Annotated in this window: 25 protein-coding genes and 1 pseudogene; 16 read left to right on the forward strand and 10 right to left on the reverse strand. The window is 65.2% G+C overall.

What is annotated here, in order from left to right; translation table 11 throughout:
• Positions 1 to 40: 40 nt before the first annotated feature.
• Positions 41 to 1,213 carry an aromatic ring-hydroxylating oxygenase subunit alpha gene (locus tag TL10_RS25715; RefSeq protein ID WP_043987889.1) on the reverse strand — a complete coding sequence of 391 codons (1,173 nt, stop codon included), beginning with the start codon at positions 1,211 to 1,213 and terminating at the stop codon, positions 41 to 43.
• 111 nt (positions 1,214 to 1,324) lie between these two features.
• Here TL10_RS25715 and TL10_RS25720 point away from each other — a divergent pair, with 111 nt between their 5' ends.
• Together TL10_RS25720 and TL10_RS25725 are read left to right on the forward strand one after the other, a co-directional pair.
• Complete coding sequence (locus TL10_RS25720) at positions 1,325 to 1,945, forward strand: TetR/AcrR family transcriptional regulator (RefSeq protein WP_043987890.1); 621 nt, start codon at positions 1,325 to 1,327, stop codon at positions 1,943 to 1,945.
• A 52-nt stretch (positions 1,946 to 1,997) separates the two neighbouring features.
• Entirely contained in the window at positions 1,998 to 2,543 is a 546-nt protein-coding gene (locus TL10_RS25725) for a pyridoxamine 5'-phosphate oxidase family protein (protein ID WP_043987891.1), read from the forward strand.
• A 22-nt stretch (positions 2,544 to 2,565) separates the two neighbouring features.
• On the opposite strand, the gene TL10_RS25730 is transcribed toward TL10_RS25725, so the two are convergent.
• Complete coding sequence (locus tag TL10_RS25730) at positions 2,566 to 2,814, reverse strand: Rv2628 protein family (protein ID WP_043390120.1); 249 nt, start codon at positions 2,812 to 2,814, stop codon at positions 2,566 to 2,568.
• A 62-nt stretch (positions 2,815 to 2,876) separates the two neighbouring features.
• On the opposite strand from TL10_RS25730, the gene TL10_RS25735 reads away from it, so the two are divergent.
• Positions 2,877 to 3,434: a sugar O-acetyltransferase gene (locus TL10_RS25735; RefSeq protein WP_043390118.1), complete on the forward strand. Its 558-nt coding sequence runs from the start codon at positions 2,877 to 2,879 to the stop codon at positions 3,432 to 3,434.
• A gap of 7 nt (positions 3,435 to 3,441) precedes the next feature.
• Here the strand turns inward: TL10_RS25735 and TL10_RS25740 are convergent, their stop codons facing one another.
• The gene (locus tag TL10_RS25740) at positions 3,442 to 4,080 is read right to left on the reverse strand and encodes an O-methyltransferase (RefSeq protein WP_043987892.1); all 639 of its coding nucleotides are present in this window, start codon (positions 4,078 to 4,080) and stop codon (positions 3,442 to 3,444) included.
• 62 nt (positions 4,081 to 4,142) lie between these two features.
• Between TL10_RS25740 and TL10_RS25745 the strand changes: the two genes are divergently transcribed.
• The 6 genes from TL10_RS25745 (at position 4,143) to TL10_RS29840 (ending at position 8,847) form a co-directional block, all read left to right on the forward strand.
• Positions 4,143 to 4,775 carry a TetR/AcrR family transcriptional regulator gene (locus TL10_RS25745; protein WP_052506547.1) on the forward strand — a complete coding sequence of 211 codons (633 nt, stop codon included), beginning with the start codon at positions 4,143 to 4,145 and terminating at the stop codon, positions 4,773 to 4,775.
• Positions 4,776 to 4,826: 51 nt separating this feature from the next.
• The gene (locus tag TL10_RS31045; RefSeq protein WP_131630815.1) at positions 4,827 to 5,105 is read left to right on the forward strand and encodes a hypothetical protein; all 279 of its coding nucleotides are present in this window, start codon (positions 4,827 to 4,829) and stop codon (positions 5,103 to 5,105) included.
• Positions 5,106 to 5,171: 66 nt separating this feature from the next.
• Entirely contained in the window at positions 5,172 to 6,263 is a 1,092-nt protein-coding gene (locus tag TL10_RS25750; protein WP_043390115.1) for a TIGR03857 family LLM class F420-dependent oxidoreductase, read from the forward strand.
• On the forward strand, positions 6,256 to 6,945 hold the full coding sequence (locus tag TL10_RS25755) for a TetR/AcrR family transcriptional regulator (RefSeq protein WP_043390841.1): 690 nt from the start codon (positions 6,256 to 6,258) through the stop codon (positions 6,943 to 6,945). Before TL10_RS25750 ends, TL10_RS25755 begins: the two co-directional genes overlap by 8 nt.
• Before the next feature lie 100 nt (positions 6,946 to 7,045).
• Positions 7,046 to 7,393 (forward strand): hypothetical protein, encoded by a 348-nt coding sequence (locus TL10_RS25760; RefSeq protein WP_043390114.1) that lies wholly within the window; start codon positions 7,046 to 7,048, stop codon positions 7,391 to 7,393.
• Entirely contained in the window at positions 7,390 to 8,847 is a 1,458-nt protein-coding gene (locus TL10_RS29840) for a methyltransferase (protein WP_052506548.1), read from the forward strand. Before TL10_RS25760 ends, TL10_RS29840 begins: the two co-directional genes overlap by 4 nt.
• Positions 8,848 to 8,850: 3 nt before the next feature.
• Here TL10_RS29840 and TL10_RS25770 read toward each other — a convergent pair whose 3' ends face one another.
• Both TL10_RS25770 and TL10_RS25775 read right to left on the reverse strand, forming a co-directional pair.
• Positions 8,851 to 9,507, reverse strand: coding sequence for a maleylpyruvate isomerase N-terminal domain-containing protein (locus TL10_RS25770; RefSeq protein WP_043987894.1), 657 nt, complete (start codon positions 9,505 to 9,507; stop codon positions 8,851 to 8,853).
• Positions 9,497 to 10,255, reverse strand: coding sequence for a DUF899 domain-containing protein (locus TL10_RS25775; RefSeq protein ID WP_043987895.1), 759 nt, complete (start codon positions 10,253 to 10,255; stop codon positions 9,497 to 9,499). The genes TL10_RS25770 and TL10_RS25775 overlap by 11 nt, the downstream gene beginning before the upstream one ends.
• Before the next feature lie 86 nt (positions 10,256 to 10,341).
• On the opposite strand from TL10_RS25775, the gene TL10_RS25780 reads away from it, so the two are divergent.
• Both TL10_RS25780 and TL10_RS25785 read left to right on the forward strand, forming a co-directional pair.
• Positions 10,342 to 10,674 carry an ArsR/SmtB family transcription factor gene (locus TL10_RS25780; RefSeq protein ID WP_043987896.1) on the forward strand — a complete coding sequence of 111 codons (333 nt, stop codon included), beginning with the start codon at positions 10,342 to 10,344 and terminating at the stop codon, positions 10,672 to 10,674.
• Positions 10,671 to 11,108 (forward strand): SRPBCC family protein, encoded by a 438-nt coding sequence (locus tag TL10_RS25785; protein ID WP_043987897.1) that lies wholly within the window; start codon positions 10,671 to 10,673, stop codon positions 11,106 to 11,108. Before TL10_RS25780 ends, TL10_RS25785 begins: the two co-directional genes overlap by 4 nt.
• 102 nt (positions 11,109 to 11,210) lie before the next feature.
• Here TL10_RS25785 and TL10_RS25790 read toward each other — a convergent pair whose 3' ends face one another.
• The gene (locus tag TL10_RS25790; RefSeq protein WP_043987898.1) at positions 11,211 to 11,771 is read right to left on the reverse strand and encodes a hypothetical protein; all 561 of its coding nucleotides are present in this window, start codon (positions 11,769 to 11,771) and stop codon (positions 11,211 to 11,213) included.
• Positions 11,772 to 11,829: 58 nt separating this feature from the next.
• On the opposite strand from TL10_RS25790, the gene TL10_RS25795 reads away from it, so the two are divergent.
• The 4 genes from TL10_RS25795 to TL10_RS25810 all read left to right on the forward strand — a co-directional run bounded on the left by TL10_RS25795 (position 11,830) and on the right by TL10_RS25810 (position 16,079).
• Positions 11,830 to 12,570: a BglII/BstYI family type II restriction endonuclease gene (locus TL10_RS25795; protein ID WP_043987899.1), complete on the forward strand. Its 741-nt coding sequence runs from the start codon at positions 11,830 to 11,832 to the stop codon at positions 12,568 to 12,570.
• Positions 12,571 to 12,635: 65 nt separating this feature from the next.
• On the forward strand, positions 12,636 to 13,628 hold the full coding sequence (locus tag TL10_RS25800; protein WP_234711542.1) for a hypothetical protein: 993 nt from the start codon (positions 12,636 to 12,638) through the stop codon (positions 13,626 to 13,628).
• On the forward strand, positions 13,621 to 15,078 hold the full coding sequence (locus TL10_RS25805) for a hypothetical protein (protein WP_043987909.1): 1,458 nt from the start codon (positions 13,621 to 13,623) through the stop codon (positions 15,076 to 15,078). Before TL10_RS25800 ends, TL10_RS25805 begins: the two co-directional genes overlap by 8 nt.
• Before the next feature lie 149 nt (positions 15,079 to 15,227).
• Entirely contained in the window at positions 15,228 to 16,079 is an 852-nt protein-coding gene (locus tag TL10_RS25810) for an MT-A70 family methyltransferase (RefSeq protein WP_043987902.1), read from the forward strand.
• A 46-nt stretch (positions 16,080 to 16,125) separates the two neighbouring features.
• On the opposite strand, the gene TL10_RS25815 is transcribed toward TL10_RS25810, so the two are convergent.
• From TL10_RS25815 to TL10_RS31495, 4 genes are all read right to left on the reverse strand, one after another.
• On the reverse strand, positions 16,126 to 16,974 hold the full coding sequence (locus TL10_RS25815; protein ID WP_081936485.1) for a glycoside hydrolase family 16 protein: 849 nt from the start codon (positions 16,972 to 16,974) through the stop codon (positions 16,126 to 16,128).
• Positions 16,975 to 17,247: 273 nt separating this feature from the next.
• The gene (locus TL10_RS25820) at positions 17,248 to 17,718 is read right to left on the reverse strand and encodes a PASTA domain-containing protein (protein WP_043987903.1); all 471 of its coding nucleotides are present in this window, start codon (positions 17,716 to 17,718) and stop codon (positions 17,248 to 17,250) included.
• A 6-nt stretch (positions 17,719 to 17,724) separates the two neighbouring features.
• Complete coding sequence (locus tag TL10_RS25825; RefSeq protein ID WP_043390057.1) at positions 17,725 to 17,952, reverse strand: hypothetical protein; 228 nt, start codon at positions 17,950 to 17,952, stop codon at positions 17,725 to 17,727.
• Positions 17,953 to 18,076: 124 nt separating this feature from the next.
• Positions 18,077 to 18,265: a hypothetical protein gene (locus tag TL10_RS31495; RefSeq protein ID WP_043987904.1), complete on the reverse strand. Its 189-nt coding sequence runs from the start codon at positions 18,263 to 18,265 to the stop codon at positions 18,077 to 18,079.
• On the opposite strand from TL10_RS31495, the pseudogene TL10_RS31500 reads away from it, so the two are divergent.
• Positions 18,264 to 18,460 (forward strand): annotated as a pseudogene (locus TL10_RS31500) (hypothetical protein); the annotation flags it as partial. The gene TL10_RS31495 and the pseudogene TL10_RS31500 overlap by 2 nt on opposite strands.

Genomic DNA, 18,460 nt, shown 5'->3' on the forward strand with positions numbered 1-18,460 from the left:
GGCGACTCTGAGATCGCCCCAATGAGCGAGGGGTGCGTCCTTATTGGAGCGCTACACCGAGCTCCTGGGCGAACACCCTGATCATGTGTTGCACTCCGATTTCGTTGCGGCCGATGATCATGTGGTCGTGCTGGCCGTGTCTGACACCTTCCCCGCATTGGGGCAACATGGCGAAGTCCTCGTCGACGACCGCGGCGTGGACGTTGTCGTACACCTGGTCATAGACCGCACGCATCTCGTCATCGGTGGCCGGCACGCGCCCCATCCAGCTGTGGCGCACCGAGCATCGGGTTGGCTCCCCAGCGGGCAGGATGTCGACGATCTCCACTCCAATCGGGCTGTTCGCCAAGATCAGATTGGGATAGATCCAGTAGATGACGCCCATGTTCTGGTGCGGGTCCCAGGAGCCGGACGGGTCGTCAGCGAGATTGGCGACCCAGTTGAAGGGAAAGCCGATTCGGTGGTGCTTGCCGTACTCGTCGTACACCCCGGTGTTGGGCAGGGTGTTCTGCCCAATCACGCTCTCGCCGTGGACGAATGGGAAGTGGTACCCCTCGGCGAACGCTTCGAGGGCTCCCTTCCACGACACTTGCGACTGGAACTCCTTCTCGGTGTGATACCCGTACGCGGCGTAATTCATCAGCTCGAGTTCCGGACCGATGGACCCGAGGTGGCTGTCGACGTCGATGGCGGCACCGGCGGTCAGGACGGCCCAAATGAAGCCGTGCCGCTCCTCGTTCGGCAACTCAACGAGTCCGTAGTCGGCCTTGTCCATCGAATCGAAACCTGCCTTGCCCGGAACGGTGAACAGTTCGCCGGTGTTCTTGTAGCTCCACGCGTGGTACGGGCAAGTGAATCGCGCAGCGTTGCCAGCTCCACACGCGGGTTTCGCGCCGCGATGGCGGCAGTAGTTGAGGAACACGTGACTGACACCGTCGCGATCTCGGGTCACCAGTAGCGAATCACCCAGCACCGAACGCACGACGTAGTCGTTGGCGTTGGGAATCTGGGCCGACGGCACGATCGCAAGCGGCACGCGCCGCAACACCTGCGACTCCTCGATCTCAGTGATCTTCGGATCTCGGTAGTAGTGCAACGGCACCCGCAGTTCGCGGTCGGCCATATCCGTCGTCTTGTCGACTGCATGGCGCAAGGCACGCCTCGTCAGTGCCTCGTTCTGACTACTGACCGGTCCTTCGGCGATCGCCGTCATGGCTGACCTCATTTCACACTCGGGAGTAATCGGACCATACAGTAGCGACACTATGTATGGTCAAGAGTAGATGGGGTCCGCAGGGGAGCAGCGGGATGGAAGTATGCGGTGATGCGCAGACACGGCTGGTCTGGTGACATCCCCGTCGACGACGACGAGGCGGTGCGCCGCATCGTCAGCGCGGCCCGGTCATCGATCGACGAGCGGGGTTCGGTGAGCGTGTCCGATGTGGCCACCGAACTCGGGATCACCCGGCAGACCGTGTACCGCTACTTCCCCACCCTCGACGCGCTGATGACCGGCACCGCATTGTCGGCAGTCGAAGGCTTTCTGGACCGCTTGGCCGAAGACCTGCAATCGATCACCGACCCCACCGAGGCCGTGATCGAAGGCATCGCATACACATTGGAACAACTCCCCAACGACCGCTATCTGAGCTTGGTCATGCACCCCGGCAGGGCGAGCGCCTTCGCCGCCGGCGTCACCTCCGAAACGTCGATTTCGTTCGGTCGGTCGATCCTCGAGCGCTTCCAAGTCGACTGGCCCGCAGCCGGTTTCAGCGGCAGGCAACTCGACGAGCTCGTCGAGTTCATGCTGCGGACACTGCAGTCGTTCATCTTGGATCCCGGTGGCCCCGAGCGGCACGGCGAGGAACTGCGCGCCTTCCTCCGTCGCTGGGTCGCGCCGGCAGTCCAGATGCATCACGACTCAGTCGCCAACACAGCTCCATAGCGCGCTCGAAACTCTGTCGACCGATTCCGCTCCGCCATGAAACCATGCCCCTATGGCCAAGCAGTTCCCGGAGATCACCGACAGATTCAGCACCTTCATTGCCGCGCAAAGCATGTACTTCGTGGCGACGGCGGCGAGCGACGGCCGAGTGAACCTCTCCCCGAAGGGCCTGGACTCGCTCCGGGTCCTCGGCCCGAATCGGGTGGCGTGGCTGAACCTGACCGGCAGCGGCAACGAGACCTCGGCGCATCTGCTCGACAACCCGCGGATGACGCTGATGTTCTGCTCGTTCGACCGCGAGCCCCTGATTCTGCGGCTGTACGGCACGGCTCGCGAAGTCCAGCCCGAAGACCCTGACTGGGACGAGCTCTACCGCGAGTTCCCGCCCCACATCAGCGCCCGCCAGATCTACGACATGACCGTGGACCTGGTCCAAACCTCGTGCGGCTTCGGCGTGCCGCTCATGTCGGTCGAGTCCGAGCGCGTCCTGCTCGACACCTGGGCCGAGAAGAAAGGCCCGGAGGGCGTCGCCGAGTACTGGCAGCAGAAGAACCTGTCGAGCATCGACGGCATGCCGACGAAGCTGGCTCTGGATTGACCAGTGGCACTTACGGTTTCGGCTACGCGACCATGACGTCGACCGACAGGCGCTCCCCAAGGGCGTACACGGTCGGCCAGTCTTGACTCTGCGCGGCCGTTTCCAGCGCGTCGATCAGCGGGCTCTCCACGCCCAGTTCGGCGAGCCACGTCGAGACCGTCGCCGCGATCTGTTCGCCGGGCACCTCTTCGGCGCGCCGGCCATGCAGACGGTCGACCACCACGAAGGTCGGCGCTGCGGAGCGCCGGCGGCGGAAGTCGATGATGCTCATACCAATTGAACGAAGCGGCCGTCAAAAAGGTTCACCGCGGCCGAAGCACCTAACGTGGTTCTATGGATCGTTCGATGCGCGACCGCATGCTCGCTGGTGACCTCTACATTGCCGACGACCCCGAACTGATCCGCGACTCGCAACGCGCACAGCAGCTCACTCACCGGATCAACGCCCTCGATCCCACCGACCTCGAGGAACGAAACCGCCTGCTTCGCGAACTCCTCGGCACATTCGGCGAGGGCAGCGAGATCCGTCCGCCGCTGCAGTGCGACTACGGATACCAAACCACCATCGGCGCGCGCACTTTCGCGAACTTCGGCCTCATTCTGCTCGACGTCGCCAAGATCAGCATCGGTGACGACGTCCAGATCGGCCCCAATGTGCAGCTGTTGACGGCCACCCACCCCTTGGAGCCGAGCGTCCGCAGGGACAAGTGGGAAGCAGCCGAACCGATCACGATCGGCGACAACGTGTGGCTGGGCGGCGGCGTCATCGTGTGCCCGGGCGTCACCATCGGCGCCGACACCGTCGTGGGAGCCGGTTCGGTGGTCACCCGCGACCTGCCACCTCGCGTCCTCGCGGTCGGCTCGCCGGCGCGGGTGATCCGCGAGTTGTAGGTCGGAACTACACCCGAACGGTCAATTCCATACCCTTGTCGAGGGGAATCGGGACACTGACGTAACCACTCGCCGGCGCGTTGACGTAGTCGCGGTAGACGTGGTCAGGGTCGAGCCTGACGTTGTCTCCGAGAATCAGCGCGCCGGGCGCCAACACCGGCTCCAGGATCTTCAACACCGGCAAGTCCAGATCGGGCCAGCCGTCGAGAAGCACGAATTGCACTGGGCCCGTGACGGTCTCGAGGGTCGTGCGCGCGTCCCCTTCCAGAATCGTGATCAAGTCCGCAACGCCCGCCTCGGCGAACGTCGCGCGGGCTGCGGATATCTTCTGCGAACTCATCTCCGTGGTGATGATCCGTCCGACACCGTTGTCCCGGACTGCAGCGGCCAGGTGCAGGGTGGAGATGCCATAGGACATCCCGTATTCCACGATGGTCGAGGGCTTCAGTGCGCGGACCAGGCTGTAAAGCAGCCGGCCCGAGTCAGGGGCCACAGAAAGGTAGAAGTCCTGGCAAATGTCGGCACGTTCGACGATGGCATAGTCGGTCGGCGAAAGCCCTTGCCGCCGTTGATCATCCAATTTCGCATCGGCGAACAGGCGATCGATGATCGAGGCGTATTCCGGTCGGTTCAAGGTTGAGGTCATGCGATTTACAATAGACGCAACGTTGTGTCTAGTCTAGGGCTACGATGGTGTTCAATCGAGCCATGGCAGACGCGCAACCACATCACGGAAACCGGCACGGTCGCAGTGAAGCCGCGCGGGAAGCCGTACTGCGCGCTGCTGATGATCTGCTCGTCGAAAAGGGCTTTTCCGGGGTCACCATCGAAGGCATCGCCAAAGCGGCAGGCGTCGCCAAGCAGACCGTCTATCGCTGGTGGGGCTCCAAGACAGAAGTCCTCATGGACGCATTCCTCGAAGATGCCGCCGCAGCTTTGGAGCCACCCGATACCGGCCGCCTGGACTCCGATCTGCGCGCACATCTGCGCGATACCGCGCACTTCCTCACCACCGATGACGCGGGCGTCGTCTACCGCGCACTCATCGGACAAGCCCAACACGATTCGGAATTGGCACAGACCTTTCGATCCCGCTACCTCGATGATCAGCGCACCCGCGACCAGAAACCGTTCCTTCGCGCGATCGAACGCAATGAGCTGCCCCCCGAGACCGACGTGGCCGCGTTGGCCGAGTGGCTCGTCGGCCCGATTCATCATCGCGTGATCGTGACGGGCGAACCGATAGACGACACGTTCCTCGACGCCGTTGTCGACGTGGTCCTGACAGTGTCGGCATCGAGTCGCAAGAAGGTGTCATCCAACCCAGAGCCGGCCAGCTAGGGCTCCGCAAGCCGAAGGCCGCCATGCAAGGCAATTTACCGTGGTGTAAATATGTCTCTTGTGACTGAAGATGCCGATGTGGCACAGGCTCGGGCATTGCGCGCGGAGCTACGCAGGCATGCGTGGGACCTGGCGTCCAGGCTGTCCCGGGTTGAGTCGCTACCGGATGCGTCGGCGTGGTCTGAGCGGGCGCGATCGATGCGGCGACGCGCCCGCGACCTCCGCCGCGACCTCGACGAGGCCAGGTTCCTGATCGATCGGTTGCATGCCCGGTTCCCCAGCATCGACGCAGCGGGCGCCTCGACGGATACGCCGTCCCCAAGTTATTGAGAACCCTCATTGACAATTGCTCCTAGATGATTAACAGTGCTAAGCGTCTCTAATGAAAGGCGCACTATGAGCACGCCAGACCAGCTCAACGAGCTCGGCTACTACGCCGTCACCCGGCACCCCGCCGATGCCCGGGTGGTGCTGCCCGAGGCCCGGGCCGCCGAGGCGCTCGGTCTGGGCTCCTGCCACATCGGCGAGCGCTTCACCGTGAAGGACGCCGGCGTCCTCAGTGGCGCCGTGGCGGGCGCCAGCACGACGCTGGGCATCGCGCCGTCGACCAATCACCACACCCGTCACCCCACCGTGACCGCGACCATCGGGTCGACGATGCACGCACTGACCGAAGGCCGGTTCGCCATGGCGTTCGGCCGCGGGATGGGACCGTACTGGCAGGCGATCGGGCTGCCGGTGGTCACCGAGGCCCGCCTGCGCGACTTCTTCGGCATCCTGCGCCGGCTCTGGGCCGGCGAGATGATCCTCAATCACGATGGCCCGGCCGGGAAATGGCCCATGCTGCGCCACGTGAACGGCCTGGACGACGGACCGCCGATCGGCCTGGTGGCAGTCGGCCCGAAGACCATGGAGCTCGCCGGCGAGATCGCCGATTTTGTTGTCCTGCATACCTTTTTCTCCGATGAAGCGACGGAGAAGTCGGTTGCCGCGGTCCGCCGGGGCGCCGAGAAGGCGGGCCGGGACCCCGACAGCGTCCGCATCTGGGCATGTCTGGCGACGGTGCCCGACGCGTTGTCCGAGGACGACCAGATCCGGCGTGGTGTCGGGCGGCTCGCGACCTATCTGCAGGCCTACCCGGATGTGCTGGTCTCGGCCAACGGCTGGGATCGCGCGACGTGGGACCGCATCCGCCAGTCCGACCTGTTCACCGATGCGGCCACCGCCGGACCCATCGATGCCAGTGCGTCGTTCGAGACGCTACAGCGGATCGCCGAGTTGATCCCCACCGAATGGCTGGACGCCGTCGCCAAGGGGTCGCCGCAGGACTGCGCGAAAACCATTGCCCGCCAGTTTGATCTGGGCGTGCACTCGGTGATCATGCACGGAGCCAGCCCGCACGAGCTCGCACCCGTGGTCGAGGCCTACCGCGCCAACCGACCGACGCTGCACCGTGCGGTCGCGGCGAACCCCGGTCGATTTGCCTGAGCACGCGGCCCGGGATTCCCCGCAGGCGGCCCTGGCCCGGGAGCAGTGGCAGGCCGTCGTCACCCAGTCGGGCGCCGGCACCAAGCTCAACAAACGCGGCCTGGAAACCAGGGCGCGCCTGCTCGACGTCGCCATCCGTTGTCTGGCCGACAGCGGTGGCGAGCCGGTGTCGGCGAACCGCATCGCCAAGGATGCGGGCGTCACCTGGGGCACGGTGCAGCACCAGTTCGCCGACCTCGACGGGCTCTGGGTTGCGGTCATCACCGAAATCCATTCCCGCAGTTGGTCTTCTGGTCCGGAAACGCCGCGCAGCGGCACCTTGCGGGAGCGGGTGGAAGGGGCCATCGAATCCGTCTGGCGCTACTTGGATACCGCGGAGGGACGAGCCCTGACCGCACTGCGCACGTCACTGCCGGCGCGGCGTTCCGATATCGCCGCCGAATACCCGCGCACCGCAGCGGCTTTCGCGGCCCGTGAGCTCGACTGGATTCAGGGTTTCGACTATCTGATGGACGGGCTCGACGTCGACCCGGACCAGTTGCATCGCGTGCGATGCCTGCTGCCCGCCGCGATCCGCGGTCTCAGCAACGAACGGCAGATCGGTTTCACCTCGGATCTCGACGTCGCCCGCGCGGCGCTGACCGATGCCGTCGTCGCGTTGCTGACCCCGCCGCGACGGTAGCGGCAAACCATACGGAGATATTTTCCTAGGTCCGCCGGACTGTTCGCTGATAGCATCTGACCTGCATGTTTTTGCACCGTGTGGCTAATCGGAGGCTGCCATGGCTAGCGAAAAGTTGAACCGGACCGTGACGTTGTCATTGGTGGCGCTGGCGGCGACCACGGGTGTCACGTTGGCCACCGCCTCGTCGGCTGCGGCTGCGCCGGCAACCTGCGAAACGGGTTGCGACGTCGGTGGCATCAATACCGCCCCGCCCCCGTTCCTGAAGCTGAACGCACCGTTCATCAAATTCTGGAACATGCAGAAGGTGAACTTCCCGTTCATGAAGTTCGACAACCTGCAGAAGTTCGACAACTTGCAGAAGGTCAACGTCTTCCAGAAGTTCAACGTGTTCCAGAAGATCACTGGCGCACCATCGCTTTCGATCACCAACCCGTTCCACAAGTGACCGAAGCCGGCGCACGACTGGTCGATTGCGCCGCAGACCTCGGCAAGGTGCTCGCTGCCGCGCGCTACTCACCGAGCGGGCTCGGCAGCGGCCGCATCGCGCCGAATCCCCTTGAGGCGGTTGTGCTGGCGCACCGCCTGGGCTCCGATCCACTGGCCACCCTGGTCAACCTGTTCCTGGCCGGCCTGGCGGTGCCCACCGCCGACGCAGCGGGGGCGCTACACCCACTGAACATCGACGACCTGGTCGACGCCTGCCTGCTCACCCGCAGCGACGACCATGTGCAGGCGACGATGTGCATCGGGTGGGCCGACGACATGCTCGTCGCCCACGATTGGCAGGACGGGCGCCCGACCGGCCGGGAACACGTCGTCGCCGTCGCGCAGGCGTCCATGACGTTGGCCGACCTCACGGTGCGCCTCCCCGACGTCGATGCGCTCGACGTCGGCACCGGCGGTGGTGTGCAGGCGTTCCAAGCCGCCGGCCACGCTGCCCACGTGACAGGTACCGACGTGAACACCCGAGCATTGCGGCTGGCCGAGTTCGGCGCGGGACTCAACGGCCTGTCGAATGTCACTTGGCGCGAAGGCAGCCTGCTGGAACCCGTCGGCGATCAGACTTTTGACCTGATCACGGTGAATCCGCCATTCATCATCTCGCCCGACAACACCTACCTGTGGCGCGACGCCGGTCAGGCAGCCCGCAAGCCCGGCAGCCTGGGCCAGCAGCTGGTTCACGACATCGCGCCGCGGCTGCGCACCGGGGGCTGGGCCACCATGCTGGCGAGTTGGCCGCATCCGGCGGACGGCGATTGGGTGGCGCCGGTCCGCTCGTGGTTCGCGGAGTCAGGTTGCGACGCTTGGGTTCTGCGGTTCGCGACGCATGATCCCATCGAGCATGCCGAGACCTGGCTGGTGCAGAGCGTGCACGCAACCGCCGATTTCGCGGCCGCCCTCGATCGCTGGCTGGCGTTCTATCGCGACCAGGGCATCGAGGCGCTGACGACCGGCGCAATCATCATGCAGCGCAATGACACTCGGACCGAGCACCTGTGGACCGACGAAATGCCGGGCTCCCCCACGGGGTCGGCCAGTGATCAGATTCAACGGGTGTTCGCGCACCGGCGACGGCTGGCCCAGCTGACCGACGAGGACCTGCTCGACGCGGTGCTGACCCCGCTGCCCGGTAACCGGTTGGACCAGACGTTGTCCCGTGGGGACGGCGGCTACGAACCGGCGCCGACGCAGCTGTGGACCCTACCGGGGCTCAGCGTGTGCGCCACGGTATCTCCGGTAGCGCTCCCTGTGGTGCTCGAGCTCGACGGGCGACGGCCGCTGCGCGACCTCATTGTCGCCGCAGCGGACGCGACCGGCTTCGCCCCCGATCAGATCAGGACCGACGCCCTCAGTACCGCCACCCGGCTGATCGAACTGGGCCTGGTCGACTGGAACTGACTGTCACTCAACGCGATCGGTAGTCGCCGGCCCGAACAGGTACAGCTGATCAAGTACCGGCGCCGGGTCACCCGACCAGGCCATGGCCGCCATCTGACTGCGGCTGCGCCGCCCCGTGCGCCAGCGGATCGATTCGAATCGCGTGGTCTTCAGATCGATCGCCGGGTCCCCATCCGGACCACAGCGGTACTCGCCGTCCTCGACGATGACCCGCACCGGCACCGGCGTCTCCAGCATGCGCAGCAGTTGATCGGAAACACTCTGCACGGCAGCGGAATCCCGCACACCCGGCCGGCCGAGCGCGTCCCGGATGTCGTGTTCGCGGACGACGATGTCGCCGAGGGGCGGGGCGATGCCCTCCCGGGCCAGCCGCGGCATTTCCGTTGCCGCTTCGCCCCAGGCGCGCAGGATGTCGTCCACGCCGCGCCCGTCGAACCGGGCCACTTGGGCTGCCGTCTGCGCGTCGGTGGGCGGTGCGGCCGGGCGGCCCGCAGCCCAGTCCTGTGCGACTCCGGCCATATGTGCGAGTACATCCCGCACCGACCAGCCAGGGCAGGCGGCGACCGCCGCATCTGCCGAAGCACCTGGCGCACTGACCAATTCGATGATGCGGTCCAGGGTCTGCTGGTACAGCACCGCGAGTTCGGATTCATCGCTCACAGGAGTCGCACCCTTCTACGCGCGGCGGACGGGGATCATTGGGCTTGCTGGGGTCGGGGTCGCCGAACCAGCGGGAGGGTTGGTGCTCGCCGTAGGTGTCGTGCCAGTCCCACCATTCGTAGGGCGCGTCCTGCGGGTACCCGGGTGGGGAGTCTTCCCAGGTCTCCTGCCGGCCCAGCGCCGTCATGTCGAGGTAGCTCCACGAGCTGCCCAGTGCTTCGTCGCCGCGGCTGTTGATGAAGTAGGTGCGGAAGACGGCGTCGCCATCCCGGATGAAGGCGTTGGTGCCGTGCCACTCGTGCACGCCGAAGTCGACGTCGAAGTCGTCGGTGATGGTGTACCAGGGCATCTTCCAGCCCATCTTGGCCGTCATCCGCGCGATGTCGGGCTGCGGCGCACGTGACGCGAACGCCAGCGTGGTGTCGCGAGCGTTGAGATGCGCGACGTGTCCCACGTTGTCGGCAATCATCGAACAGCCACGGCACGCGTGCTCGGGCCAACCCTTGACGCCCTCTTCGAAGAACGCGCGGTAGATGACGAGTTGCCTTCGCCCACCGAATAATTCGGTCAGGCTCAGTTCACCGTCGGGTCCCATGAACGTGTAGTCCTTGGTGACCGGCGTCCAGGGCATGCGGCGCCGCATCGCGGCCAGTTGGTCCCGCTGCCGGGTCGATTCTTTCTCCGCAACGAGCATTTTCTCGAGCGCGGCGTCCCACTCGGCCGCTGTCACGATTTCGGGTTTCTGCATGGTGTTCCTCCTCTACAGAATCATTAAACAACTTTGTTGAATATCTCTATTCCAGCAGAGCATGATCCATCGCTATAGTCAACAAGATGGTTGAAGATCAACTGCTGGATCGGGCCTATGCCGCCTTGGCCGATCCGACGCGCCGATGGCTGCTGGAGACGCTGCGGCAAGGCGATGCGCGCATCACCGATCTGGCCGCACCGTTGCCGATGACGTTCGCCGGCGTCTCCCGCCATATCGGCGTGCTGGAATCGGCGGGCCTGGTGCAACGCGATGTTCGCGGCCGGGAACGCTGGGTGTCCCTGCGCCCCGATGGGCTGACCGTGGCGCAGCAGTGGATCAACGAACAATCCAACTTCTGGTCGGTGCGGGCAGACGCCCTCGCTGACCGCTTGCGCCGCAAAGGGAATGGCCAATGACAGAGCCCGTCACCGTACGCGTCCAGCGCATCATGCCGGCAGTGCCGGACGTGGTGTTCGGCGAATGGCTGGACGTCGAGTCACTGGCGGACTGGATGTGTCCGCGCCCCGACCGCTGTGTCGCCATCACCGTCGAACCGCACGTCGGGGGCAAGCTGCAGTTCGACGTCGAACACTCCGGCAGCCTCGTCCTGATCATCGGGCGCTTCCTGGAGATCGACCGTCCGCGTCTGCTGCGTTTCACGTGGAGCAATTCGAACTGGCCTGATCCGACGATGGCCAGCGTCGTCAACGTCACCTTCGAACCCCACGGCGAGGGCGAGACGCTGATGGCGATCGAGCACTCCCTGCTGCCGGCTCACGAACAGGAGAACTTCCACAATGGCTGGGAGCTCACCGCCCAACAGTTGGAGACGGTGCTGCGAGGGCGGTGACCGTCGTCCGCCGAATCTAGGCTGCCCCAAGGTCAATATCAGCTACCGTGCTACGGCGAACGCGTCGCTTGTCGTCCACGAATTGGCTGGCCGAAGGCTTCGTTAGGCAGTCCACTCAGGCGCGAACATCTCCAACTGTCCGCGCTGAGGTTCGCTGACCACCAGGTCCAGATTGTTGGCGCGTGGGTATATCTCCGCCGCCTCCCACTGGGCCGCAAGCACACTCGATGCAACCCCGAGTTGCACACCTCGCTCGAGCAGCTCAGCATGCAGACGCACAGCGTCGAACAAGAACACAGACTCGATACAGAACGGCCGGAGGGAATTGCGCGACGACGCTGCCGCAGCTTTTGGGCCCGTGAAGACCAGGTAATAGTCAATGGGCACAGTCGTGTTCACATCGAGTAGTCCCTCGCGCTTTCCATACGCCTTTACGTTAACGGTGCGACCGGACAGCTCGCCCGTCGTGAAGTGGCCGTCGTAGCCCGAGGCGTTCGCGGCCTGCTCCAGCTCGACATCAAAAACCCGGGACGCGATCCACTCGCCGATATGTCCAGGAAGTGCAGGCCTGCCCAACAGCCGTCCCAGTCGAGCATCGAGCGCATTCCGTTCACGAAGCAGCGCCGCAAGCTCGGCGAGGTCAATATCGTCACGCTGATCCATTCGATGACGATTGCACAGGCGTCAAGTCCCCGAGGTGTCCCACTGCTACCGTCGCCCCGTGGATCTGACGGACTCGTACACCCGCGTGCTGCCGCCGCACATCCGCGACCGGTACGAGTTCATCGAGACCCGCAACGCCGCCGCGATCCTGGCCGCCACCAACCCGCAGCGGTTCGACGAGCTCCTCAGCGCCCTGCACGAATTTCAGCTGCGCACCGACGACCTCGTCCAACCAGGGGGCCAGGAGACCGAGCTGGCAGCGCGGCTCAACACCGCCTTCCGCGACAAGGGCTGGCGCGAGGCACGCGTCGACACCCGTATCCGCCTCGAGCTGCGCAAGATGCCGCACAAGCCCGCCGGCGAAGCGCACCCCACCCTGGCGGACACCGAGGTGTTCAACGAGGGCTACAAGGTCGACAACTTCGTCGACCGGCTGGCACTCGATGTGGAGTGGAATGCCAAGGACGGCAACCTCGATCGCGATCTCAGCGCCTACCGCGCGCTGTACGACGCGGCGCTGATCGACGTCGCCGTCATCATCACCCGCACCCAGACCGACCTGCGCACCCTGGGCTACCGGCTGGGCATCGAAGCCGGCATGGACGACGAGCGCGCCCGCCGGATTCTGGCCACCACGACCACCACCAACACCGAGAAACTGCGGCCGCGGATGCAACGCGGCGACAGTGGCGGCTGCCCGCTGCTGGCGGTCGCGATCTGCGCCCGTACCTGGGTTCAGCACGCTCCGAACCCTGAGGCTGCCGAAACAACACCCGACATCGGGCTCTGGGAGACCTGACCTGTCAGCCCCGGTCGATAGTCTCTCGGCTGTAGGGGATCAGCAACGGGAGGTCGGAGGTCGCGGTGGTTGAGCCGCACGGTATGGGTAAGGCCGGGGGAGGCTTTGGCAAGACGGTTGGCGACATCAGCAAGTTCGCGCGAAGAACCTCAGCGCAGTTGTTCGAGCAGGCCGGCGAATTCATGGACGCTGCTGTGGACAGCGTTGAGAAGCTGACAGCGAAGGAATCGGACCCATACGCCGAGGCCATCGCCGAGTACAACGCCGCGTTCGTCGCGATGAACGACAAAGGTCAGTCCGTCCTACGCCAGCGTGAGCGCTCGACGGACCTGGTCGAGCTCGTCGAGCTGCTCGTGAACAGCATCGCCAATACTCCGAAATCATTTGAGGCTGACTTCGACGAGATCGACGTCCACAAGGAACAGTTCCTGGACGCGGAGGAATTCGCCCGGAAGGACCTCGAAGCAGCACGAGTTTCAGCCGCCAGCGCCGGAGTTGGGGTGACGGCGGGCGCTGCGGTCGCGAGCGTGGCCCCGACCGCAGCGATTTGGGTCGCTACCACCTTCGGCACTGCATCGACCGGTACCGCGATCTCTACCCTCTCCGGGGCCGTCGCGACCAAGGCGGCTCTCGCATGGCTCGGCGGCGGCACGGTAGCAGCCGGCGGAGGAGGAACTGCTGCAGGCAGCGCCCTGCTCGCACTCGCAGGCCCTATCGGCTGGACGGTGGCGGGAGCCTCTCTCCTGGCCTCGATCGCGGTCTTCGCCAAGCAGAAGTCCGACAATCGAGAGGCGCAGCAGGCCGCATTGACCGCGGTGAAGCAGAACACCGCGCTCATAAAGGGCCTGGAGGCCAGCATCGACGATCTCCTCGAGCGCACCGTCTCCATTCGTGAACTGCTCATGAAGAGCTACGGCGAAGCGGTGGAGTTCTTCGGTGCCGATTTCCGCGCGCTGTCAGCGCCGCAGCAGTCCCGGCTCGCCGCGCTGGTCAACACCACCAAGGCGTGTGCGGCCCTGCTAAGCACGCGCATCACGCCAGATGCCGCTGATGAGTGACACCGCGAAACTCGCGAAGAGCAACCAGGAGCAGGCCGTCGCTTCGTGGGTGAACTACTTGAATCAACTTCGACTGGACACCTTGCTGGGCGCATTGAGACGGCAGGATCAGAATCTCCGCGACGCGCTCGCCAGCGTCGCTGAGGCAACTCGCACCATCGACCTCGAAGTGGTCGCCGCTGACCGCGGCGGAGTCAAGGGCATGCACGGCTTCATCGCAGAAGTCGCCGAGGTGGGCGTCGGCAACGCTCGGAGTCAGGTCCTCGGAGGGGGACGCGTCTACCAGTGGGTTGATGACAACGGACCTGTGGACCTAATGCGCAGCGGCGTGGCGATTCAGCAGAAGTTCGTCGCGGCCGGTGGTCGATTCGGCCTGGGCGCCATCGAGGAACACCTCCGGAAGTATCCCGACTTCGTGGCAAATGGCGGGAAGTACCAAATCCCGAGCGACCACTTCGAAATGATCCACACGCTGTGGGCCATGCCACCCGATCAGGCGAATAGGCTGACGAACGCCGACGGAGGCCCGTCACTCAGAGACTGGAAGCGCGTGCAGGCCTTCTTCGAAGAGCGATCCATCGGGATCGAGTCGCTGGAGCCGTCGCAACTGAAATACAGCGAGGTGCAGAGGGGCACCATCGGCGCAACGATGAAGGCGCAGGAGGATTCCATCCGCGCAACCGACCAGCGCCTGCGAGATGACGCTTACCAGGAGAGCCGGCCGACGTCGGCAGAGGCCGCGAACGCCACGCTCGTCGCCGCAGCCGTCGAGGGCGGCACCGCCTTGGTGCAGGCCGTGGTTGAGAAGCGCCGCGCGGGTAAGGAACTCAAGGACTTCACTGGTGAGGACTGGACCTCCATTGCGGGCGAGACCGGCTGCGGTGCGATCAAGGGCAGTGTCCGAGGGCTCAGTGTCTACACGCTCACGAACTTCACCGCGACGTCCGCGGCGGTCGCCAGCTCGATGGTCACCGCTGCGTTCGGCGTAGCGGAGCAGGCGAACAAGCTCCGCCGCGGCGAGATCGATGAGTTGGAGTTCATTGAGAACGCCGAGCTCGTCTCTCTGGAAGCCGCCGTCAGCGCGCTGTCTTCTTTCGTCGGACAAGCGCTGATTCCGGTACCCGTACTCGGCGCCGTGATCGGCAACACCGTCGGCAACATCATGTACAACGCGGTGTCGTCCTCCCTCTCCGAGCGCGAGGCAGCGCTGATCGAGCGCTACCTCGATGAGCAACGCACGCTGGACGATCAACTGGCGGCCGAATACCAGGACCTCATCGGACAGCTCGACGCGAGCATGTCCGACTACCTCGGGGTGCTCGAACGGGCGTTCTCACCCGATTTGGAGAGCGCCCTCGCCGGATCGGTGCAGCTCGCGCTGTATCTCGGCGTGGCCTCGCACGAGGTCCTGGATTCCGAGGAGAAGGTCATCGCTTACTTCCTGAACTAGCGATTGGCAGACGACACGGGCGAACGACAGCGATGCTGCCCCAACCCGCGCCGAAATCAGCCGTCCCGAAAATGTCGGTGTCATCGCCTACGATTTCGTGAAGATCTTCTCCGTTCGAAAAGATCTAATTCGAAGGTAGGAGTGTCAACGTGGCGAAACGCAGCGACCAGGAACAGGCCGCTCCCCTGCGCGATATCGCCGCGCCGCCGCCGCTGCCCTCCGTCGACGGCGGCTGGAAGACCGTATTGGCCGATCCCCCTTGGCGTTTCACCAACCGGACCGGCAAGGTCGCGCCGGAACACCGGCGCCTGGACCGCTACTCCACCCTCGACCTCGACGCCATCTGCGACATCCCGGTGTCCACCGTCGCGGCACGCGACTCGCATCTGTACCTGTGGGTGCCCAACGCGCTGCTGCCCGAGGGGCTCCGCGTGATGGAGGCCTGGGGCTACCGCTACGTCTCCAACGTCATCTGGGCCAAGCGGCGCAAGGACGGCGGGCCCGACGGCCGCGGTGTCGGCTTCTACTTCCGCAACGTCACCGAGATCATCCTGTTCGGTGTGCGCGGCAGCATGCGCACGCTGCCGCACGCCCGCAGCCAGGTCAACATGATCGAGACCCGCAAGCGCGAGCACTCCCGCAAGCCCGACGAGCAGTACGGCTTCATCGAGGCCTGCTCCCCCGGCCCGTACCTGGAACTGTTCGCCCGGCACCCGCAGCCGGGCTGGACCGCCTGGGGCGACGAGTCCGCCGACGACGTCACGCCGCGCGGCCAGGTGCACAAGGGCTACGCCGGCGGCGCCATCGACGTGCCACCCGTGACCAAGCACGTTCGGCTGGACCCGACGACGTCCGAACGCATCGGCAAGGAACTGCGCATCCGCTACGAGAACGGCGAGAGCATCCGCCAGCTCGCCGAGGAGACCGGCTACGGCATCACCCGCGTGCGCGGACTGCTGGAGCGGGCCGGCACCACGTTCCGCGGTCGCGGGCCGCAATAGAGAATGGGCCCCGCCGAAGCGGGGCCCATTGACAGTTGTCGGCGGTCTACCAGACCCGCACGTAGTCGACGAGCATCTCGGCCGGGTAGCTGCCGCCCTTGGGGTCGCCGCCACCGGAACCGGACACAGCCAGGTTAAGCACCGGGAACACCGAGTAGCCGGGCAGGTTGAACGGCCAGTCGTCCAGCGAGTTCGCAGGCACGAAGAAGTACGGCTGCATGCCCTCGGCGTAGTCCTGCCAGAACGACATACCGGCGTCGTTCCAGGTGACGCGCCAGGTGTGCCAGCCGCCGTCGATGGGGTGCGGGTGGGTATCGAACGACGTGCCGTCCGACCGCGCGTGCACGGTCGTGCCCGACGGCCATTCGCCGTTGCCGTACCACTCGGCCAGGTCGATCTCGCCACCGACGACGGGGTGATCGTTGGACAGCCACCAGGCCGGCCAGCAACCGTTGGTCAGGCAGTTGAACTTGATCCGGGCTTCCCAGGTGGTGTTGATGCCACCCCAGAAGGTGCCGAAGACCTTGCCGCTCGTGTACCTACCGTTGGCGTCGCGCGTGGCGCGGATGACCAGGTTGCCCTTGCCGTCCAGGAAGACGTGCTCCCGGTCGTCGCGGTACTGGCCCATGTTCTCCGGGCGGTCCCAGAACACCGGGTTCTTGATGGTCTCGCGCTGCGGGGAGATGTTCCACTTGCCGGGGTCGGGCCGCGAACCAGCGGGGCCGTCGAACTCGTCGTGGAAGATGTAGGAAGGCGTTTGCGCGGCCGGCGGCGGGGCCAGCGGCGGCGTGGGCGAACTGCCCGGTTGGGGATCCGCCAGAGCGGCGGGGGACGGCATCGCGGCGGCGGCCAACAGGCCCAGCCCCGACGCGCGCATCAAGTTACGACGATCCATTTCCGGCACAGTGGAATATACAAGCCGCTCAGGCAGACTTGACGCAACTTGCGACACGCTTGAAATCACCTGTCAGAGTGGAATTCTCATCGTCTTCGGGCATGCCTCAGCACGCCGTCAGCAAAACATGGTTCATGCGAAATATCGGCGCCAGCCAGCGAGTCCATGGCGAACTCTCCGAATCAGCAATGTCGAGCCGCCGGATTTACGGCCAAAAGCGTATTCGACGCCGCCGAAAAAAACTGAAACCGTCCGGTAACAACCGGTTCCGGTTCAGCGTCCGGACTGCTGACCCTCCCAGACCTGGCCCGCTTGGGCAGCCGCAGCCGCCTCGGCGGCAGCGGACGACGACGCGGCGGCCGCAGCCGCCGATGCCGACGCAGACGCGTACGCCTGCGAGCCCGCCGGGCTGCCCAGCGAGTTGCCGGGGTTGCCCGGGGTGGCGAACGCGGCCTCACAGTTCAGCGACAGCAAAACCTGATTGCTGCTCGAACCGCCACTGTTGGCCGGCGCCGAGACCGTGCGGGCGACCTGATTGGTCACCACACAGCTCGGCCACTGGAGCTGATCGCCCACCGTCGTCGACACCAACGGCTTGAAACCCGCGCTGGCCAGCGCAGATCGTGCGTCGCTGAATTTCTGGCCGACCACATTGGGTGCAGAGCCGGCGGAGGCCACGCCACTGCACATCAACGCAACAGCACCCAGCGACGTTGCCGCAGCAACACCCCATGCAGTTTTCATAGGCGCCTATCCTGCCTTAATTGCCGGCGCGGCGCTCATTGTCGGCGCAGTTGAAGTCGCCGGTGCCCACGTCTGCGTCGCGCCGATGTTCACATCCGGCACTTCAGGCTTGTTGAAAACGGTGTTGGTCGGAGCGTGGTCAGAACCTGCGACCGCGCCGCCGTCGGTGACTCCGGCGGCAACCGCGCCGATCACACCGACAGCTACCATCGCCGCGGCGCCGACCAGGCCCACCAAACGAGTTCTTGCCAAATTCATAGAACAAGGTTCCCGCATTCGTGATATGCGGGCAAGTTAAATTCCTGTTCACACCACATTCTGACGCTCACGTCAATAGCGATTGACGCAGTTCAAATCATCAATATGGGTACTGCTGTGGGTACTGCTGCGGGTATTGCTGCGGGTATTGCCCGTACGGATATTGCTGCTGCGGCGGGTAGTACGGGTTGGCCGGCGGCTGAGATTCCACTGGCTGATCGGGCCCCTTTGGCACCTGGATCGGGATCGGCACGGGGACGAACGGCAGCCGGATATAGCTCGTCGTCATGGTCGGCGTCGCCGAGGTCGTCGTCTCCGTCGTAGACGGTGGCGGCGGAGGCGGCGGCTCGGTCGTGGTGGGCGTGGTGGTGGTCGACGGCGGCGCAGTCGTCGTCGGGGCGTGCGTCGTGGTGGTGTGCGTCGGCGCGGGCGCATGGGTCACCGGCGGCTTGTACTTCTGGCTCGGCGGCGGAGGCGGCGCGGG

Origin of the sequence: Mycolicibacterium llatzerense, assembly GCF_000878195.1 — a bacterium.
Lineage (GTDB): Bacteria > Actinomycetota > Actinomycetes > Mycobacteriales > Mycobacteriaceae > Mycobacterium > Mycobacterium llatzerense.

Excerpts from the sequence above, each read along its gene's own strand:
- TL10_RS25715 (WP_043987889.1), bottom strand. The coding sequence starts at position 1,213 with ATGACGGCGATCGCCGAAGGACCGGTCAGTAGTCAGAACGAGGCACTG.
- TL10_RS25720 (WP_043987890.1), top strand. The coding sequence starts at position 1,325 with ATGCGCAGACACGGCTGGTCTGGTGACATCCCCGTCGACGACGACGAG.
- TL10_RS25725 (WP_043987891.1), top strand. The coding sequence starts at position 1,998 with ATGGCCAAGCAGTTCCCGGAGATCACCGACAGATTCAGCACCTTCATT.
- TL10_RS25730 (WP_043390120.1), bottom strand. The coding sequence starts at position 2,814 with ATGAGCATCATCGACTTCCGCCGCCGGCGCTCCGCAGCGCCGACCTTC.
- TL10_RS25735 (WP_043390118.1), top strand. The coding sequence starts at position 2,877 with ATGGATCGTTCGATGCGCGACCGCATGCTCGCTGGTGACCTCTACATT.
- TL10_RS25740 (WP_043987892.1), bottom strand. The coding sequence starts at position 4,080 with ATGACCTCAACCTTGAACCGACCGGAATACGCCTCGATCATCGATCGC.
- TL10_RS25745 (WP_052506547.1), top strand. The coding sequence starts at position 4,143 with ATGGCAGACGCGCAACCACATCACGGAAACCGGCACGGTCGCAGTGAA.
- TL10_RS31045 (WP_131630815.1), top strand. The coding sequence starts at position 4,827 with ATGTCTCTTGTGACTGAAGATGCCGATGTGGCACAGGCTCGGGCATTG.
- TL10_RS25750 (WP_043390115.1), top strand. The coding sequence starts at position 5,172 with ATGAGCACGCCAGACCAGCTCAACGAGCTCGGCTACTACGCCGTCACC.
- TL10_RS25760 (WP_043390114.1), top strand. The coding sequence starts at position 7,046 with ATGGCTAGCGAAAAGTTGAACCGGACCGTGACGTTGTCATTGGTGGCG.
- TL10_RS25775 (WP_043987895.1), bottom strand. The coding sequence starts at position 10,255 with ATGCAGAAACCCGAAATCGTGACAGCGGCCGAGTGGGACGCCGCGCTC.
- TL10_RS25780 (WP_043987896.1), top strand. The coding sequence starts at position 10,342 with ATGGTTGAAGATCAACTGCTGGATCGGGCCTATGCCGCCTTGGCCGAT.
- TL10_RS25785 (WP_043987897.1), top strand. The coding sequence starts at position 10,671 with ATGACAGAGCCCGTCACCGTACGCGTCCAGCGCATCATGCCGGCAGTG.
- TL10_RS25790 (WP_043987898.1), bottom strand. The coding sequence starts at position 11,771 with ATGGATCAGCGTGACGATATTGACCTCGCCGAGCTTGCGGCGCTGCTT.
- TL10_RS25805 (WP_043987909.1), top strand. The coding sequence starts at position 13,621 with ATGAGTGACACCGCGAAACTCGCGAAGAGCAACCAGGAGCAGGCCGTC.
- TL10_RS25815 (WP_081936485.1), bottom strand. The coding sequence starts at position 16,974 with ATGGATCGTCGTAACTTGATGCGCGCGTCGGGGCTGGGCCTGTTGGCC.
- TL10_RS25820 (WP_043987903.1), bottom strand. The coding sequence starts at position 17,718 with ATGAAAACTGCATGGGGTGTTGCTGCGGCAACGTCGCTGGGTGCTGTT.
- TL10_RS31495 (WP_043987904.1), bottom strand. The coding sequence starts at position 18,265 with ATGACGACGAGCTATATCCGGCTGCCGTTCGTCCCCGTGCCGATCCCG.